Consider the following 17,044-nt stretch of genomic DNA (forward strand, 5'->3'; position numbering starts at 1 on the left):
CGCCTTCTCGCGCGGCTTTTGCATGTGGCTGGCTGTGTGAAGCACTGCCGCGGGCGAGCGGGACATGTCGGGCCGTCATGGCTCGATTGACTCCCGATCGCAGCGGCGTGTATGTTCCTGTTATTGCAACTTAAGTTCCATTTAATGGAACTTTTTGAGATGCGCTCGATTGTCCATCCTGCTCGCAGCCGCTGATGTGCTTCGTTGCTTCTCCAGCACGCGTCACGATGTGACGGTGACGGATCTGGTTGCTTTGCTCGACATGCCGAAAAGCAACGCGTCGCGCCTGCTGCGGACGATGCGCGATGCCGGGCTTCTGGAGACGGTCGGCGACAGCAAGCGCTACCGGCCCAGCGTGCTCTTGCATCAGGCCGGGCAGGTCTACCGCTTCTCGGCTTCCCTGATCGATCGCGCCGACGCGGTCGTGGCGCGGGTCTCGGCCGAGATCGGCCATACCGGCTATATCAGCGTGCGCCAGGGCACCGACATCATCGGCGTTACCGCTCATCCCGGCCGCCATGCGCTGCGGGTGGTCACAGCGATCGGCGACAGGATCGCGGCTTTCGCCTCCAGCACCGGCCGGGCTTTGCTGGCGCGGCTGCCCGATGACGAGATCCGCCGCCTCTATGCCGGAGGCTTCGCGCCGCCATCGGCCACGGCGCCGCAGAGTTTCGACGAGTTGTTCGCCCGCCTCGCGACGGCGCGTGCCCGCGGCTATGCCGAATCCGAGGACGAGGCCGTCCGCGGCGTCGGTGCGATTTCGGTCGCGGTCGGCGATCCCGTCAGCGGCGACGAGGTCGCGCTCTGCATTTCCTTTCCCGCGGCGATGGCCAGTGCGGCCGAGCGGGCCGCCATCATCACCTCCCTTGGTCAGGGGGCGGCCGAGATCGCCGCCATCACCAAGGATCCCCGCTTCATCCCCCTCTCATCCTCTATCGCGGAGTGAGCTCCATGAGCACGCGTTGGCGCATCGGCTTCGACATCGGCGGCACCTTCACCGATTTCATCCTCTATGACGGGCAGGAGCGTTCGGTCCGGCTGCATAAGCGCCTGACCACGCCGCACGACCCGTCCGAGGCGGCTCTGATCGGCCTTGAGGAACTCGTCGCCATGGCCGGCATCACGCTGGCCGATATCGGCGATATCGTCCACGGCACGACGCTGGTGACCAATGCCGTGATCGAGCGCAAGGGCGCCAAGCTCGGCCTGATCACCACCCAGGGCTTCCGCGACATCCTGGAGATGGGAACCGAGCAGCGCTACGACATCTACGATCTGTTCCTGACCTTCCCGGAGCCGCTGGTCTCACGCGAGCATCGGCTTGAGGTCACTGAGCGCATCGATCGCGACGGCAAGGTCGTTACGGCCCTCGACACGGAGGCCGTGCGCAAGGCTGCCGGCGAGCTCACTGCCGCCGGCTGCGAAGCGGTCGCGATCTGCTTCCTGAACAGCTATCGCAACACCGCCCATGAGCGCGAGGCCGGCCGCATCGTCCGCGAGGCCTTCCCGGAGCTGACCGTCTCGATCTCCAGCGAGGTCGTCGCCGAGATCTGGGAATATCAGCGCTTCGTCACCACGGCCGCCAACGCCTATGTCCAGCCCTTGATGGGGCGCTATCTCGCACGGCTGCAGCGCGAACTCGCGGCCCGTTCATTTGCCGGCGCGCTGCGCCTGATGCATTCGGCCGGCGGCCTGGTCTCGCCCGAGACGGCGCGCGCCTTCCCGATCCGCCTCCTGGAGAGCGGTCCCGCGGGCGGCGGGCTCGCCACAGCCCTGTTCGGCGAGCTCGCCGGCCACAAGGACGTGATCTCCTTCGATATGGGCGGCACCACTGCCAAGGCCTGCATGATCGAGGATGGCCGCGCCGAGATCGCGCCGATGCTCGAGGCCGGCCGCGTCAACCGCTTCGCCAAGGGCTCCGGCCTGCCGATCAAAGCGCCCGTCATCGACATGATCGAGATCGGCGCCGGCGGCGGCTCGATCGCGGCGATCGACGAGGTCGGCCTGCTCAAGGTCGGCCCGCATTCGGCCGGCTCCGATCCGGGCCCGGCCTGCTACGGCATGGGCGGCACCAAGCCGACCGTGACCGACGCCAATCTCGTGCTCGGCTATTATGATCCAGGCTTCTTCCTCGGCGGGCGCATGGCGCTCGATCTCGAAGCCGCGCGCAAGGCCGTGGCCTCGATCGCGACCCCGCTCGGCCTTTCGGTCGAGGAGGCGGCCTGGGGCATCCACAAGGTCGTGACCGAGAGCATGGGCGCCGCCGCCCGCGTCCATCTCGTCGAGAAGGGCAAGGACCCCCGCCGTTACGCCATGGTCGGCTTCGGTGGCGCCGGCCCGGCGCATGCGGTCGATGTCGCGCGCGTGCTCGGCGTCAGCCAGGTCATCATTCCCCCGGCCTCGGGCGCGGCTTCCGCGCTCGGCTTCCTGGCCGCGCCGCTGTCCTTCGACCTCGTCCGTTCGCTGCCGGTCGAATTCACTGATGGCTTCGACGCCGTCTCGGTCAACGCCATGCTGGCCGAGCTGGAGGCGGAAGGGCGCAAGCATCTTCTCGACGCCGGCGTGAAGCCGGCCGACATTGCCGTCGAGCGCTCGGCCGATATGCGCCTCGTCGGCCAGATGCACGATATCGCGGTCGATCTTCCGGCCGGGACGATCGACGCGTCGAGCCTGGAAGCGATCCGCGCCGCCTTCGCCAAGGCCTACTCGGCCCGCTACACCTCGGTTTATGAGGGCGCGCGGCTGGAGGCGATCAATTTCCGCGTCCGCTGCGTTGGCCCCGCGCCGACGCTCTCGCTCTCCGGCGCTGCCGGCGGGGCCGAGGCCAGCAACAAGGTCAAGGGCAGCCGCCAGGCCTGGTTCGAGACCGGCTGGAGCGAGGCCACGGTCTATGACCGCTATGCGCTGCGTCCCGGCGACCAGATCAGCGGCCCGGCGATCATCGAGGAGCGCGAGGCGACGACGATCGTGCCGCCGGGCGACACGGTGGCGATCGACGCGGTGTTGAACCTGCTGATCAGCGTCGCCAGCACCAGCGCGGCCGAGGTCACCATCACCGCCGACATGCCGATGGCGGAAGCGGCGCGCCGCATCGAGGCCGATCCGATCTCACTCGAGATCATGTGGAGCCGCCTCGTCAACGTCGTCGAGGAGATGTGGCTGACCGTCTGCCGCACCGCCTTCTCGCTTGTGATCTCGGAATCGCAGGACTTCGCCTGCGAATTGCTGGATCCCGAGGGCGAGACGCTGGCGCATAGCCCGCGCGCCATGCCGGTGTTCAACCTGACGCTGCCGCGCGCGGTCAAGGCGCTGCTGGAGCGCTACCCGGCCGAGACGCTGAAGCCCGGCGACGTGCTGATCACCAATGATCCCTGGCTCTGCGCCGGGCATCTCTTCGACATCGCCATCGTCACGCCGGTCTTCCTGGGCGAGCGCGTCGTCGGCCTGATGGGCACCGTCGGCCATGTCTCCGACATCGGCGGCACCAAGGACTCGTTGCGGGCCCGCGAGATCTATGAGGAAGGCTTCCAGATCCCGCCGATGAAGCTCTACGAGGCCGGCGCGATCAACGAGACGCTGGTCAGGCTGCTCGGCGAGAACGTCCGCAATTCCGAGCAGGTGCTCGGCGACCTGCACTCCTTCGTGGCGGCCAACGCTATCGGCGCCGAGCGCCTCCAGTCCTTCATGGCCGATTACGGCATGCAGGATCTGCGCGCGCTCGCCTTCGTGGTGCAGAACCGTTCGGAAAAGGCGATGCGCGAGGCGATCTCGGCGCTGCCGGACGGAACCTATCACGGCACCGTCTCGAACAACCCGTTGGGCACGCCGATGACCTATCCGCTGGCGCTGACGGTGAAGGGCGACACGATCCATCTCGACTTCGCCGGCGCACCGCCGCAGCTGGCGCAGGGCGGGCTGAACTGCACGCTGAACTATACCAGCGCGCATGCGACCTACCCGCTGAAATGCATGCTGACGCCGAATGTGCGCGGCAATGCCGGTTGCTACCGCGCCTTCACGCTCGATGTGCCTAAGGGCTCGATCCTGAACTGCGACAAGCCGCTGGCGGTCAATCTGCGCACGCGCACCGGCTGGTACATCGCGCCCAACATCTTCCGGGCGCTATCGCAGGCCGCGCCGAAACAGGTCCAGGCCTTCACCGGCCTGCCCGTGGCGGCCAATGTCTATGGCCGGGACGAGGCCGGCAGCACCTATTCCGACATGCTCTTCGTCGGTGGGGGGCAGGGCGGCTCCGCTCATGGCGACGGCAAATCGGGCCTGCTCTACCCGACCTCGGCGGCCAATACCTCGATCGAGACCTTCGAGGCGCGCGTCCCGGTGCTGGTTGTCGAGAAGACCTATCTCCAGGATTCCGGCGGCGCCGGTCAGCAGCGCGGCGGCCTCGGCCAGCGCGTCAAGCTGCGCAAGCTCGCAGCCGACGGCCTGCCGACCTTGGTCTCGCTCTATCCGGAAGGCGTCAACAACCCGATCCCCGGTCTGTTCGGCGGCAAGCCGGGCGGCGGCGCCTCGGGCCGCGTGCTCGATGAGGCCGGCGAAGTGCTCAAGGATGTCGGCACCGGCCAGCTGGTCCAGGTCATGCATCCCGATGAGATCGTCGAACTCGTCCTGGCCGGCGGCGCCGGCTATGGCGCGGCTTCCGAACGCTCTCCCGACGCCATCGCCCGCGACATCGCCCTGGGCTTCGTCTCGCCGGAGGCTGCCAGGCGCGACTACGGCGCCGCGGGCGGAGAGGCGCTGCAGGACGAGGAGAAGACCAAGTCCGGCGCGTTTGCCGCCGGCTGAGATCATCGCCAATCGGCGTTCAAGCCCGAAAGGGGCAAAGAGGGGGACTACCTATGACTGAACCTACCGGGGCAGGGCCGCAGAAGCACCCGAGCCTGTTCGAGCCGGCGACGCTGATACTGATCGGCATCCTCAGCGTTTTCGGCGCCATCATCGGCATGCAGCTTTTGGTGTCGCTCGGCGTCACCGCCAACACCTCGCTGATCGGCGCGATGGCGGCGATGGCGCTGGCGCGCCTGCCGCTCGGGCTGTTCCTGCGCTACCGCTCGATCCATGTGCAGAACCTGGCGCAGAGCGCGATCTCGTCAGCGACCTTCGGCGCCGCCAACAGCCTGCTCCTGCCGATCGGCATCCCCTTCCTGCTCGGGCGCCCCGATCTGGTCCTGCCGATGTTCGCCGGCGCCTTCATGGCGATGCTGCTCGACGCCTATCTGCTCTATCGGATGTTCGACTCGCGCGTCTTCCCGGCGACCGGGGCCTGGCCGCCGGGCGTTGCCGCCGCCGAGGCGATCAAGGCCGGCGACGAGGGTGGCCGCAAGGCGGTGCTGATGGGTGTCGGCTTCGTCACCGGCATCGCCGTGTCCTTCATCAAGATCCCGCTGGCGGCGATCGGCTTCGTCGGCTCGACTGCCGTCTCCGGCATTCCGATGTCGGCTTTCGGCGTCGCCTTCATCGGCAATATCTGGGCGCTGACGATGTTCGGCGTCGGCCTGTTGCTGCGCGGCTATTCCGGCCAGCTCTTCAACAACGAGACCTTTGCCACGTTGATCCCCAAGGGCGATCTGATGGCGGCCTATATCCCGCACGGCTTCATGATCGGCGCGGGCGTCGTCGCGCTGTTCCAGGTGGTGCAACTGCTGATGCAGCGCAACGAGGCCGCCCGGAAGGCCGAGGCTGCCGCGGGTACGTCGGATGCCGCGGTGCGCCGCGCGCTCGGGCTGGGCACTATCGGCTATCTCGTCATCGCCGTGTTCATCGCGCTCGCCGGCGGGCTGATGAGCGACATGTCGATCGGCATGCTGATCCTGTTCGTGCTTTATGCGGCCTTTGCGGCCTATGTGCATGAATTGATCGTCGGCCTGGCGGCGATGCATTCCGGCTGGTTCCCGGCCTTCGCGGTGGCGCTGATCACGCTGATCATCGGCATGCTGATCGGCTTCCCCATCCCCGCGCTCGCCTTGCTCGTCGGCTTCTCCGCTGCGACGGGGCCGGCCTTCGCCGATATGGGCTACGACCTCAAGGCCGGCTACATCCTGCGCGGCAATGGCGTCGATCCCGCCTTCGAACTCGACGGCCGCCGCCAGCAGCTCTTCGCGGCGATGTTCGCCTTCGTCATCGCCGGCATCGTGGTCCTGGTCTCCTATCAGAGCTATTTCGCCCAGAACCTCGTGGCTCCGGTCGACAAGGTCTATGCCGCGACGATCAAGGCGGGCGTGGCCCCAGGCGTTGCCTGGTCGCTGTTCATGTGGGCGATTCCGGGCGCGATCCTGCAGTTCATCGGCGGTCCCAAGCGCCAGATCGGCGTGCTTTTCGCGACCGGCCTGCTGATCAACTTCCCGATGGCGGGCTGGGCCGTGCTGACCGGCATCGTCTGCCGATTGATCTGGGAGAAGCTGCGTGGCGCGAGCGGCGAAGGCGACATGGAGGTCTTTGCCGCCGGCGTCATCGCGGGCGATGCGATCTTCAGCTTCTTCGACTCCGTGCTGAAGGGCTTCAAGCGCTGAGCTCCTGAGCCTGCGTGCCGGGGCTCCTCCCGGCACGCAGGCCGCCCCAAAACGACGAGATCCCATCATGACGATGACGGCCCGCAAACTCGGCACGCTCACCATCGGCCAGGCGCCGCGCGCCGACATCACGCCCATTCTCGACGCCGTCATCGATGCGGGGACGCCGCGCCAGCATGCCGGCGTGCTCGATGGCCTGAGCCGAGCCGAGATCGAGCGTGATTTCGCAGCCCGTCCGGGTGAGGCGATGCTGATCACCAAACTGCTCGACGGCTCCTCTGTGATCATCGACAGGAGCAAGACGGAAGCTGCGGCGCAGGCCAAGCTCGCCATGCTGGAGGCTGAGGGCTGCAGCACGATCCTGATGCTCTGCACCGGCCGTTTCGAGACGCTGACCTGTGATCATGCGCGCCTGATCGAGCCCGACCGCATCCTGCCGCCGACCGTGGCTGCCCTGACGCAGGGCGCGCGGCTCGGCATCATCGTGCCGATTCCGGAGCAGATCGCCAGCGAAGCCGGCAAATGGGCGGGGCTCGGCCAGGAGCCGCTCTATGGCGCGGCCTCTCCCTATGCGGAGCCGAGCCCGGCGCTGGCGGAGGCCGCGTGCGATCTCGCCGAGCGCGGCGCGCAAATCCTGCTGATGGACTGCATGGGCTTCGTCGAGAGCCACCGCCGCGAGGCGGCGGAGGCTTCCGGTTTGCCGGTCATCCTGTCCAACAGCCTGATCGCGAAGCTGGTCTCCGAGATCATCTAGAACCGGCTCGGCAGTGGCTACGGGTGGCGCGTGCTCGCCACGCCGAGACAGCAGATGCCTTCGCCGAGCTTGGCGGTGGCGTTGGGAAAGATGGTGAAGCCGTCATGGGCTGCCGCGACCGGGTCGCCATTGGCGCGCCGCGCGATCAGCTGGCCGGCCGCGATGCGGTCGCCGGTCTTCCAGACCCCTTCGAGACGGTCGCCCTCCGCTTCGCAGAGCACCTGATCGACCATCTCGATCACCGTGCGCTGCAAGGGCGCGGGCGGCGGCGCATCGACCAGCCCGAGATGGCTGAGCGCGTTGCGGATCGCGGCATGGCCGACATTCGCCGAGTTGGGGTCGTCATGCCGGCCGCATTCCAGCGTGACGCCGTAGCCCCCCGCGAAGCGCATGTATTCCGTGGTGCCGAAGCCCTCCGTGACCGAGAGCGGCGGGAGGTTCAACCGTTCGCGCGCGGCGATCTGGCGGGCATAGATGGGAAGCCAGCCATGGGTCAGGATGTCGGGGCCGAGGCAGGCTGCGAAAGCCGCTTCCTCCGTGGCATGACGGAAGGCTTCGAGCTCGCCGATGTTGTTCTCGGGGCCGAAGAAGACGAAGGGCTCGCCCTCGCCCTTGAAGGAGTGGATGTCGAGCAGGACATCGTGCTGGCGCAGCAGGGCGCAGAGGCGGTTGCCGATCCGATCCTCATTATCGGCGGGCAGGGGCTTCTCGCGCAGGTCGCGGTTGAGGTTGCGGTCGCCCTCACGGGTGTTCTGCCGATAGGCCTTGGGATTGGCGACGGGCAGGAAAGTGACCTCGCCGCGCAGGACCGTCAGCCGGCCCTCCCGGCAATCAGCAATGGCGCGAGCGATGGCGTTGGGTCCACAGGTCTCGTTGCCATGGACCGCGCCGAGCACGATCAGCCTCGGGCCGGCCTTGAGGCCGTGGAAGCGCACGCTTTCCAGTGGCGCGAGATCGAGGGCGGCATCAGGGGCAGGTTCGGTCGTCATGGTCTCGGTCTCGGCTTTAAGGGGATGACTGCTCAGGCGCGGCGCGATTGCGATTGCGGGTCGAGGATGTCGCGCAGGCCGTCGCCCAGCAGGTTGAGGCCGAGGACGGTCATGAAGATGGCAAGTCCGGGAAAGACCGAGATCCAGGGTGCGGTGGTGATCTGGTCGCGCGCATCCGAGAGCATCGAGCCCCAGCTTGGGAAAGGCGGGCGGATGCCCAGGCCGAGGAAGGACAGGGCAGCCTCCGCCAGCACCGCCCCGCCCATGCCCAGCGTGCCGATGACGATGATCGGGCCGGCGATATTGGGCAGGATCTGTTTGAGCATGATCCGCGTATTGCCGCTGCCGAAGGAGCGCGCCGCCTCGACATAGCCCTGCTGCTTGATCGAAAGCGTCGCCGCCCGCGAAAGTCGGCAGGTATAGGACCAGTTGGTCAGCCCGAGCGCGATCAGGAGGCTGGTCAGGCCGGGCTGCAGGATCGCCATGATGGCGAGGGCGAAGATCAGCGAAGGGATCGAGAGCATCAGATTGGTCAGGCCGTTGACGAAATCATCCCACCAGCCGCCCCAATAGCCCGCCGATAGTCCGAGTGCGACCCCGATCAGGGTGTTGATCAACTGCGAGACGATGCCGACGGTCAACGAGATGCGCGCGCCGTAGAGCACGCGGCTGTAGATGTCGCGCCCCTGCGCGTCGGTGCCGAACCAGAACTCGCTGCCGGGAGGCACCTCGGCATTCATCAGGTTGGCGTCCATGACCGGATCTGTATGCGCCAGCCAGGGCGCCAGAGTGCCACCGACGATTACAGCCGCGAAAAGCACGCCGCCGATCCAGAGATTAGCTCTAAATTTCATAGGCTTACTCGATCCTAGCTGTATTTGATGCGTGGATCGATTAACGCGCAGAGCACGTCCACGACGATATTGACGATGAGGAAGAACAGCACGAGCAGCAGGATGCAGGCCTGGACGACGGGTATGTCGCGCAACGAGACGCTATCGACCAGCAGCGACCCGATTCCCGGCCAGGCGAACAGCTTCTCGATCACGACGGCGCCGCCCATGATCGAGCCGAACTGCAGGCCGAGCGTCGTCAGCACGATGACGGCCGCGTTGCGCGCCACATGCCAGCGCATCACCCGGACTTCGCTGTTGCCTTTGGCGCGCGCGGTGCGGACGAAGTCTGCGTTCATCACCTCGAGCACGGCAGCCCGCGTGGTTCGTGCCAGCAGGGCCAGCGGCGCCACGCCGAGCGCGACAGCCGGCAGCACGAGATAGCGCGGATTGCCGTCGCCATAGCCGAAACTGGGGAACCAGCCGAGCAAAAGGGCGAAGGTGTACATCAGCATCAGGCCGAGCCAGAACTGGGGCAGAGACAAGCCGGAGACGGCGACGACCATCGACTGCATGTCGAGCCATCCGCCGGGCTTGAGAGCGGCAAGAAAGCCAAGCGGGACGCCGAAGGCGATCGCAAACAGCATCGCGGCCATGGCAAGCTGCAAGCTGGGCCAGATCCGCTCCGACAGTGAATTGATCACGGGCTGGCGTGTTCTGAAGGATGTCCCGAGGTCCAATGTCAGCAGTTTCGCGGCATATTTGCCAAAGCGCACATGCACGGGTTCGTCGAGACCGAACTGCGTGTTCATCCGCGCCACCGCCTCTGCATCGATGACCGCGCGGCCATCGGACGACTGTGTGGATGCGAAGTCGCCGGGGATCACGCTGAACATTACGAAGACCAGCGCCGCGACGGCGAGCAGGATCGGCACGGCCTGCAGCAGTCGCTTGAAGACATAGGGCAGCATGGGCAGCTCCTGGCCATGAACGCCCGGCGGAACGAGCCGCCGGGCGTAGGGACTTGGCGCGGGAGGGTTACTTCGCCGCCGGCGAGGAGGCGTCGACCCAGAGATCCTCGAAATATTGCAGGGCAAGCTCCGTCGCGTTCGGCTGCAGGCCGTGCAGCCAGGGCTGATAGGCCAGCACCGCCTTGTTGTAGTTGAAGAACCAGACCGGCGCGTCGGCATAGACGATCGCATTGGCCTGTTTGACGAGGTCGAGGCGCTTGACGGCGTCGCCGGTGGTGCCGGCCTCGTCGAGCAATTTGTCGACCGCGGGGTTCTTGTAGGTGGTGTAGTTGCAGGCGCTCTGCGGCGTCGCCGAGTGGAAGCACTTCATCGCCGTCAGCGGGTCGGGCCCCGAGGTGTTCGACCAGATATAGGCCTGGAAATCGCCCTTCGCGACGATGCCACCCAGCGCCGAGCCTTCGACCGGCTTGACCTTCACCTTGATGCCGACCTTGGCCAGCATCGGGATCGTTGCCTCGACAATCGGCATGCCCCAGCTCTCATTGGGCGTCGCCGTCCATTCGAATTCGAAGCCGTCGGGATAGCCGGCCTCGGTCAGGAGCTTCTTGGCCTTCTCGGGATTGAAGTCATAAGGCTGCATCGCCTTGTCATAGGCGGGCGAGGAGAGCGGCAGCCAGCCGGTGGCGCGATAGGCCTTGTCGCGGACGAGGCGCTTGATGATCAATTCGCTGTCGATGGCGTGGTTGATCGCCTGGCGCACGCGCTTGTCGGCAAAGGGCTTGAAGCCTGGATTCATGCCCATATTGCGGGTGAAGACCTCGGCGACCTCGAGGATGCCCTTCGACAGGTTGGGGTCGGCCTTGTAGGCGACATATTGTGTCGGCCCCAGGATGGAGACGTCGATCTCCTTGTTGCGGAAGGCGACGTCGCGGGCGGCAGCCTCTCCCATCGGCGAGATCACCAGCTTGTCGGCATAGGGCTTGCCGGGCTTATAGAACTTCTCCCAGCGCTCGAAGACCATGCGCGAGCCGGGAACATGCTCGACGAATTTGAACGGGCCGAGGCCGATCGGCTTGTTGAAGAAGTCCGGCGCCTGGGCCTCCTTGGCAGGGTAGATCGAGGTCGTCGCGAAGTTGAAGAGGAAGCCGGGCTCGGTGCGCTCGGTGAAGGTCATCTCGAGTGTGAAATCGTCGATCCTCCTGAGGCCTGCGATCTCCTTGGCCTGGCCCTTCTCGACATCGATCGCGCCCTTGAGCAGACGGACATAGCGCGCGGCAGGATAGCTCTTCGAGCCGTCCATCAGGCGCGTGAAGGTCCAGATGATGTCGTCGGCGACCATCTTGCGGCCGTTATGGAAAAGCGCGTCATCCCTGAGCTTGAAGGTGTGGACGAGGCCGTCGGCCGAAACCTCGACGCTCTTGGCGAGCTCCAGCACCGGCTTGTTGTTGGCCGAATCCCAATTGTAGAGCGAGCGGTGCAGCGCCTTGCCGTAGATGTCGTCCTGGATCTGGTTGGAGACGTGGCTGTCATTGCTGACGAAGGAGGCCGCATAAGGCGCGGTGAAGCGGATGGTGCCGCCCTTGCGTGGTTCCTGCGCCTGGGCGCCGAAGTTTTGCACGCTGAACGCTGCCAGCGTCAGCGCGGTCGTGAAGACTAATTTCTTGAGCACGGTAGTTCCTCCCAGTTTTTTAAATTCCGTCCCGGCGTTCTTGCCGGAATCGATTACTTCCATTTGGAACTATAACGGAGTTCAGGCGCGCGTCCTCCCTCTCGGAGATGGTTTCAGGCGAGACCGAGCCGATCATGGACGATCTGCCCGTTCAGGATCGTCAGATCGCAGCGCGTGTCCTTCAAGATCTCGTCGGGCGCTGCCGTCAGCAGGTCGCGCGAGAACACCGCGACATCGGCCAGGAAACCGGGGGCGAGCCTGCCCTTCACGGCCTCCTGCTTCTGCGAGAAGGCGCCGAACTCGGTGTAGGCTTGCAAAGCCTCTTCGATCGAGACGCGCTGGGCCTCGTCCATCACCGTGCCGCGCCAAGTCTGGCGGGTCAGCATGGCGTGGAAATTCGGGAAGGGATCGGGGTCGCAGACCGGCGCGTCGCTGCCGGTCGCAGGCTTCAGGCCGAGATCGAACCAGGTTCTGAACGGATAGCTCGGCAGAGCGCGTTCCGGCCCGAGCACCTTGACATAGGCATCGCCGAAATCATGGATGAAGACCTGCTGCGGGCAGGGGTAGATACCGGCCGCGACCATGCGCCCATGCTGCCTGGGCGTGGAGAAACCGCAATGTTCGACGCGATGGCGCCGGTCCGGGTCTGGATGGGCCTTTAACGCCTTCTCATAAGCCGTGATCAATTGCTCGATCGCGGCATCGCCGATGGCATGGCAGGCGAGCTGATAGCCCTTGGCATGGATATCCATGACCATGCGCTCGAGTTCAGCATCGTCCAGCATCCAGACGCCGGTGGTCTTGTCGTCGCCAAGATAGGGCTGGCTCATCCAGGCGGTGCGGCCGCCGGCCGAGCCGTCGAGGAAAAGCTTCACCGCGCCGATCATCAGCATGTCGTCGCCGGTGCCCGAGATCAGCCCGGCGGCGTAGCATTGCGGCACGATCGAACGGCCCTCGTCGCCGAGCAGGGTCAGCCAGGTGCGCACCGGCAGGCGGCCGTCGCGCTTGGCGCGGTGATAGGCGGCGATCTCGGCAAAGCCCGCCTTCTGGCCGACAGCGGCATCCATGCAGCTGGTGATGCCGAGCGAGAGCAGGTAATGCCCGGCGCGCTCGATCGCGGCGACGATCTCGGCCTCGCTCGGCAGCGGGATCGCGGCCTGGATCGGGGCACGGGCGTTCTCGGCGAGCAGGCCGGTGAGCCGGCCGTTCTGCTGTTCGATCAGGCCGCCTTGCGGCGTCGGCGAGGCTTCGTCGATGCCGCCGAGCGCGAGCGCCGCCGAATTGCAGATCGCGATATGGCCGCAGGTTCGCACCAGCATGACCGGATTGTCGGGGGCGGCGCGGTCGAGTTCCTCGCGGAAGGGATGACGGCCGGTGTCGAGCTTGGTCTGGTCGTAGCCCCGCGACAGGATCCATTCGCCGGGCTTGGCCTTGGCGGCGCGGGCCGCGATGGCGCTGAGCAATGCCTCCAGCGTCGGGGCAGCGGCGGGCTTGGAATCGACCCAGTCCATGGTCAGCCCGAGCGAGACCAGATGGAGATGGGAATCGTTCAGGCCCGGCGTCGCCAGCCGCCCCTTAAGATCGATGACCCGTGTCCTGGGGCCGATCAGCGGCGCGATCTCGCTGTCCTGGCCTGTGGCGAGCACCTTGCCCTGCCAGAGCGCCAGCGCCTGCTTGACCCCATCCTCGCGGCCGCACCAGATCGGGCCATTCCGCAATACGATATCGGCCTGCACGCTCATGGGCGGGACCTCGTTGCCACGTCGCTCGCCTTGGTCATCGCTGTCCTCCGATTGCCTTGTGGTCGCCGGCGCTTCAGGGCCGGTCGTCAGATGTCGTCGAGCGGGAAGATCGGCCGGCGCACCTTGCGGTAGGGCCGGGTCTTGAAGTTGCGGGTCGAGAGCGCGCCGGTGTCGACCTCGAGCACCTCGCATGCGACGGGCTCGAAGGCGGCGCGGAAATGCTGCATCGATTTGACGATCAGGGTCGATTTGCGGGCCGGATCGACGCCGAGCGAGGTGAACTGGGCGAGATCGGTCGCCTGGCCATTATGAGTGATCACGATGATCTCGACATCGTCGACGCGCAGCAGGGCCGAGAGGCCGTAATTGCGCCAGACGCCACCGCCCATCGGGCCATAGGCGATGAAGTGGCCGTCGGTCAGCGCCACGACATGGGCGTCGAGATCGAGCGGCCCGCCACCCGTCGACGGATCGACCTTGCCGCCGAGCTTGAGCCGGACCCGGTTGCCGACGCCGGCTGCCTGGGCTGCAAGAGCGGCCTGCGGATCGCGAATGGCGTGGAAGCCGACATTGCGGAGCCCGGTATCGAGCACGGCGCGCAGCAGATTGGTCGCGTCGCCATAGGCGCCGGAGCCCGGATTGTCGGAATAGTCCGAGATCAGCAGCGGCTTGTCATGTCGTCCTTCGCCAGCCTTGGCGCGGGCCATGGCCTCCGCCAGCGGCGTGAAGCTGATCGAGGAGAAATGCCGCTGCTCCCAGGCATAGTCCATCAGCTCTTCGGCAATGGCCTGGGCCTGGCCGCGATCATTGGCGGTAACGGCGACGGAGGGGCCGATATCGTGGACATCGGCGGAGGAGAAGCCGGCCTGCACGCTGACCACCAGTGCCTCGCCGGAGGCCTCCAGCGTGTCGCCCCGGCGCAGCAATTCCTTGAAGGGCGGCGAGGTCGTGCGGCCCCCGTCGAGCGCGTAGAGGATCGGGCGGCGGGCGACCGCAACCTTCGGCCTGATCTCGCCGGCCATGGCTCGTTCGAGCAAGCGCGCACCCTGCCAGCTCCGCTCGTACTGATCGATATGGGGATAGGTGCGGTAGGAGATCAGCGCATTGGCACTGTCGGCCATGAGCTGCGTCAGGGTGGCGTGGAGGTCGAGCACGGCGACGATCGGGATGTCGGGACCGAGCCGCTTGCGCAGCCGGGCGAGCAATTCGCCCTCGCCATCATCGGAACTTTCCGTCGCCATCGCGCCGTGGAGATGCAGCAGCACGCCGTCGACGCCGGCGCTGGCGCTGGCGTTAAGGATATGGCCGGCGAAGAGCTCGAAAGCCGCGTCCAAGACGCGGCCGGAGGGGTTGGCGCCCGTCACGAGCGGGTGAACGAGGCTCCAGCCGAAATTCTCGGCGGCCTCGAAGGCTGCGCCCATTGCGGTTCGCGTGCCACGAAACGCTTGCGGGATAGCGTTGCCGAGATAGACGCCATGCGCCTCGAAGGCGTCCTGGCCAGTGAGCTGAACGCTGAAGGTGTTCGTCTCATGCATGAATTCCGCGATCAGTACGCGCCGCCCCATCGCCTCTCCGCCCTCCCAGAGCCGGATCAAGAGCAGGTTTCACGCGAAAGCCGGTGCCGGCCCTCTCGCATCCTGCTCTGGTCGTTTCCCGTCCCAATACCCTTTTCGACTCTTGTGGCTGGTCGTTAGGGTCGCTGCCAATTCCCTTGCGTGCATGTGCTCCCTGCATCCGGGCGCTTGCCGAGCCCGGGCGGATATGCTCGCCGCCTTGTCAGGCGGCGCGGCTGGTCTCGGTCGCCGGCATGTCGCCATGGTCTTGCGCCCGGGCATAGACCTTGCCGAAGCGGTTGGCGAGGAAGGCCTGAAGCGTGATGTCCTCCTGCCGGACGAAGCCGCTTTGCGGGAGGGTTCCGCCCGCAAGCAGATCGAGCACCGTGCAGATGCCGGCCGCGGTGGTGATCTGGATGGCGCTGCGCGTCACGCCGTCGACCAGGCCGCTATAGATCTTGTGGGCGTAGGTCTCCTGCACGAGGCGGCCACCTTTGCGTCCGCTCACCGTGACGAAGACGATGACGACGTCCTGCAAGGTGCTCGGCAGCGCGTTCTCGAAGATGTCCTTCAGCACGTCGCGACGATCGGCCAGGCGCAGATCCTGCAGCAGCACTTTCATGAGGGTGCAATGGCCGGGGTAGCGGATGGTGCGGTAGTTCAGCGTGCGGACCTTGCCGGCCAGCGTCTCGCAGAGCGTGCCGAGCCCGCCCGAGGTGTTGAAGGCCTCGTAGGTGACGCCGTCGAGCGAAAACTCCTCGCGCTCCTCCAGCGCCGGGACAAGGACATGCTCGCCATTGGCGATCGCCTCGCAGGGCTCGCAATATTCGTTGATGATCCCGTCCGTGCTCCAGGTCAGGTTGTAGCCGAGCGCGTTGGAGGGATATTGCGGCAAGGCGCCGACCCGGAGCTTGAGCGAGTCCAGCGTGTCGAAATCGCGCGCCAGATCGGCGGCCACGATCGAGATGAAGCCGGGCGCAAGACCGCATTGCGGGATCAGCGCGGCCTTGGCGTCGACAGCCAGCTCCTTGACGCGCTTCGTGCTCGCGACATCCTCGGTCAGGTCGAGATAGTGCACGCCGAGCGGGGCGGCAGCTTCTGCGATCCGCGTCGTCAGATCGTAGGGGGCTGCGCTCAGCACGGCGAAGCGGCCGGCGAGCAGGCGGTTCAGGGCCGCGGCATCGGCGATGTCGATCGTCTGGGTCGAGACGGTCGCGCTCTTGCGGATGCCGGCGAGCTGAACGTCGGAGCGATCGGCCACGATGACGCGGTAATCGCCGCTTCCGCCGAGCAGATCGGCGATCGTCGCCCCGATCTTGCCTGCGCCAACCACCACCACGTCCCGCATCGTCTTCGCCCTCAGTCGCTGTTCTTGAGAGCGATGGTCGCTCGCGGCTTCATCGGATAGAAGCCATGAACGCGACGATTCATATGGTATTTTTCGGCAGATCGCCGTAAGCATTGTGCAAGATGACGATCGACCAGACTGACCGCCTCCTGCTCGTGCTCTTGACCGAGAACGCCCGCGCGCCGGTCGCCGAGCTCGGGCGCAAGCTCGGCTTGTCGCGCACCACCGTGCAAAGCCGGATCGAGCGGCTGGAGCGGCGCGGCGTCATCGCCGGCTATACCGCTCGCCTCTCCGACGATCACGAGAAGGGGCTGGTCAAGGCGCATGTGCTGATCACGGCGATGCCGAAGCTCGCGCCCAAGGTCGAGGCGGAGCTGCGCCGCATTCCGGAGGTCCGGACGCTGCATTCGGTCAGCGGGCATTTCGACATGATCGCGATCGTGGTGGCGCCCTCGATCGGCGAGCTCGACCAGCTCATCGACCGCATCGGCGGGTTGGAGGGTGTCGAGCGGACGATGTCCTCGATCATCCTCTCGACGCGGATCGAGCGCTAGCTGCTGGCGTCCGGCGCTCTATGGCTTGCCAGGCGCGGGCGCAGCGGCTTTGATCCCGGGAGGCCGTCTCTCACGATGAGCCGGGTTCAACCATACCAAACAGC

The 17,044-nt window shown here is 66.2% G+C and carries 12 protein-coding genes; 5 read left to right on the forward strand and 7 right to left on the reverse strand.

What is annotated here, in order from left to right; genetic code table 11:
* Positions 1–196 precede the first annotated feature (196 nt).
* The 4 genes from J2Y55_RS01250 to J2Y55_RS01265 all read left to right on the forward strand — a co-directional run bounded on the left by J2Y55_RS01250 (position 197) and on the right by J2Y55_RS01265 (position 7,281).
* Positions 197–946: an IclR family transcriptional regulator gene (locus J2Y55_RS01250; RefSeq protein ID WP_310148635.1), complete on the forward strand. Its 750-nt coding sequence runs from the start codon at positions 197–199 to the stop codon at positions 944–946.
* A 5-nt stretch (positions 947–951) separates the two neighbouring features.
* Entirely contained in the window at positions 952–4,803 is a 3,852-nt protein-coding gene (locus J2Y55_RS01255; protein ID WP_310146823.1) for a hydantoinase B/oxoprolinase family protein, read from the forward strand.
* Between the two features lie 53 nt (positions 4,804–4,856).
* On the forward strand, positions 4,857–6,527 hold the full coding sequence (locus tag J2Y55_RS01260; RefSeq protein ID WP_310146824.1) for an OPT/YSL family transporter: 1,671 nt from the start codon (positions 4,857–4,859) through the stop codon (positions 6,525–6,527).
* Between the two features lie 67 nt (positions 6,528–6,594).
* Entirely contained in the window at positions 6,595–7,281 is a 687-nt protein-coding gene (locus tag J2Y55_RS01265; RefSeq protein ID WP_310146826.1) for an AroM family protein, read from the forward strand.
* Between the two features lie 17 nt (positions 7,282–7,298).
* Here J2Y55_RS01265 and J2Y55_RS01270 read toward each other — a convergent pair whose 3' ends face one another.
* The 7 genes from J2Y55_RS01270 to J2Y55_RS01300 all read right to left on the reverse strand — a co-directional run bounded on the left by J2Y55_RS01270 (position 7,299) and on the right by J2Y55_RS01300 (position 16,386).
* Complete coding sequence (locus J2Y55_RS01270; RefSeq protein ID WP_310146828.1) at positions 7,299–8,270, reverse strand: succinylglutamate desuccinylase/aspartoacylase family protein; 972 nt, start codon at positions 8,268–8,270, stop codon at positions 7,299–7,301.
* 32 nt (positions 8,271–8,302) lie between these two features.
* Entirely contained in the window at positions 8,303–9,124 is an 822-nt protein-coding gene (locus J2Y55_RS01275; protein WP_310146830.1) for an ABC transporter permease, read from the reverse strand.
* A 14-nt stretch (positions 9,125–9,138) separates the two neighbouring features.
* The gene (locus tag J2Y55_RS01280) at positions 9,139–10,074 is read right to left on the reverse strand and encodes an ABC transporter permease (RefSeq protein WP_310146832.1); all 936 of its coding nucleotides are present in this window, start codon (positions 10,072–10,074) and stop codon (positions 9,139–9,141) included.
* 67 nt (positions 10,075–10,141) lie between these two features.
* Positions 10,142–11,713, reverse strand: coding sequence for an ABC transporter substrate-binding protein (locus J2Y55_RS01285; RefSeq protein WP_310148638.1), 1,572 nt, complete (start codon positions 11,711–11,713; stop codon positions 10,142–10,144).
* A 143-nt stretch (positions 11,714–11,856) separates the two neighbouring features.
* On the reverse strand, positions 11,857–13,485 hold the full coding sequence (locus J2Y55_RS01290; RefSeq protein ID WP_310146836.1) for an amidohydrolase: 1,629 nt from the start codon (positions 13,483–13,485) through the stop codon (positions 11,857–11,859).
* Positions 13,486–13,571: 86 nt separating this feature from the next.
* Positions 13,572–15,050: a M81 family metallopeptidase gene (locus tag J2Y55_RS01295; protein ID WP_310146838.1), complete on the reverse strand. Its 1,479-nt coding sequence runs from the start codon at positions 15,048–15,050 to the stop codon at positions 13,572–13,574.
* A 211-nt stretch (positions 15,051–15,261) separates the two neighbouring features.
* Positions 15,262–16,386, reverse strand: coding sequence for a saccharopine dehydrogenase family protein (locus tag J2Y55_RS01300; protein ID WP_310146841.1), 1,125 nt, complete (start codon positions 16,384–16,386; stop codon positions 15,262–15,264).
* Between the two features lie 122 nt (positions 16,387–16,508).
* On the opposite strand from J2Y55_RS01300, the gene J2Y55_RS01305 reads away from it, so the two are divergent.
* The gene (locus J2Y55_RS01305; RefSeq protein ID WP_310146843.1) at positions 16,509–16,940 is read left to right on the forward strand and encodes an Lrp/AsnC family transcriptional regulator; all 432 of its coding nucleotides are present in this window, start codon (positions 16,509–16,511) and stop codon (positions 16,938–16,940) included.
* Positions 16,941–17,044 lie beyond the last annotated feature (104 nt).

This window comes from Allobosea sp. BE125 (genome assembly GCF_031456075.1).
Classification (GTDB): domain Bacteria; phylum Pseudomonadota; class Alphaproteobacteria; order Rhizobiales; family Beijerinckiaceae; genus Allobosea.

Bases quoted from the DNA above. Each gene is read 5' to 3' on its own strand.
- J2Y55_RS01255 (WP_310146823.1), top strand. From the start codon at position 952: ATGAGCACGCGTTGGCGCATCGGCTTCGACATCGGCGGCACCTTCACC.
- J2Y55_RS01260 (WP_310146824.1), top strand. From the start codon at position 4,857: ATGACTGAACCTACCGGGGCAGGGCCGCAGAAGCACCCGAGCCTGTTC.
- J2Y55_RS01265 (WP_310146826.1), top strand. From the start codon at position 6,595: ATGACGATGACGGCCCGCAAACTCGGCACGCTCACCATCGGCCAGGCG.
- J2Y55_RS01270 (WP_310146828.1), bottom strand. From the start codon at position 8,270: ATGACGACCGAACCTGCCCCTGATGCCGCCCTCGATCTCGCGCCACTG.
- J2Y55_RS01275 (WP_310146830.1), bottom strand. From the start codon at position 9,124: ATGAAATTTAGAGCTAATCTCTGGATCGGCGGCGTGCTTTTCGCGGCT.
- J2Y55_RS01280 (WP_310146832.1), bottom strand. From the start codon at position 10,074: ATGCTGCCCTATGTCTTCAAGCGACTGCTGCAGGCCGTGCCGATCCTG.
- J2Y55_RS01290 (WP_310146836.1), bottom strand. From the start codon at position 13,485: ATGAGCGTGCAGGCCGATATCGTATTGCGGAATGGCCCGATCTGGTGC.
- J2Y55_RS01295 (WP_310146838.1), bottom strand. From the start codon at position 15,050: ATGGGGCGGCGCGTACTGATCGCGGAATTCATGCATGAGACGAACACC.
- J2Y55_RS01300 (WP_310146841.1), bottom strand. From the start codon at position 16,386: ATGCGGGACGTGGTGGTGGTTGGCGCAGGCAAGATCGGGGCGACGATC.
- J2Y55_RS01305 (WP_310146843.1), top strand. From the start codon at position 16,509: ATGACGATCGACCAGACTGACCGCCTCCTGCTCGTGCTCTTGACCGAG.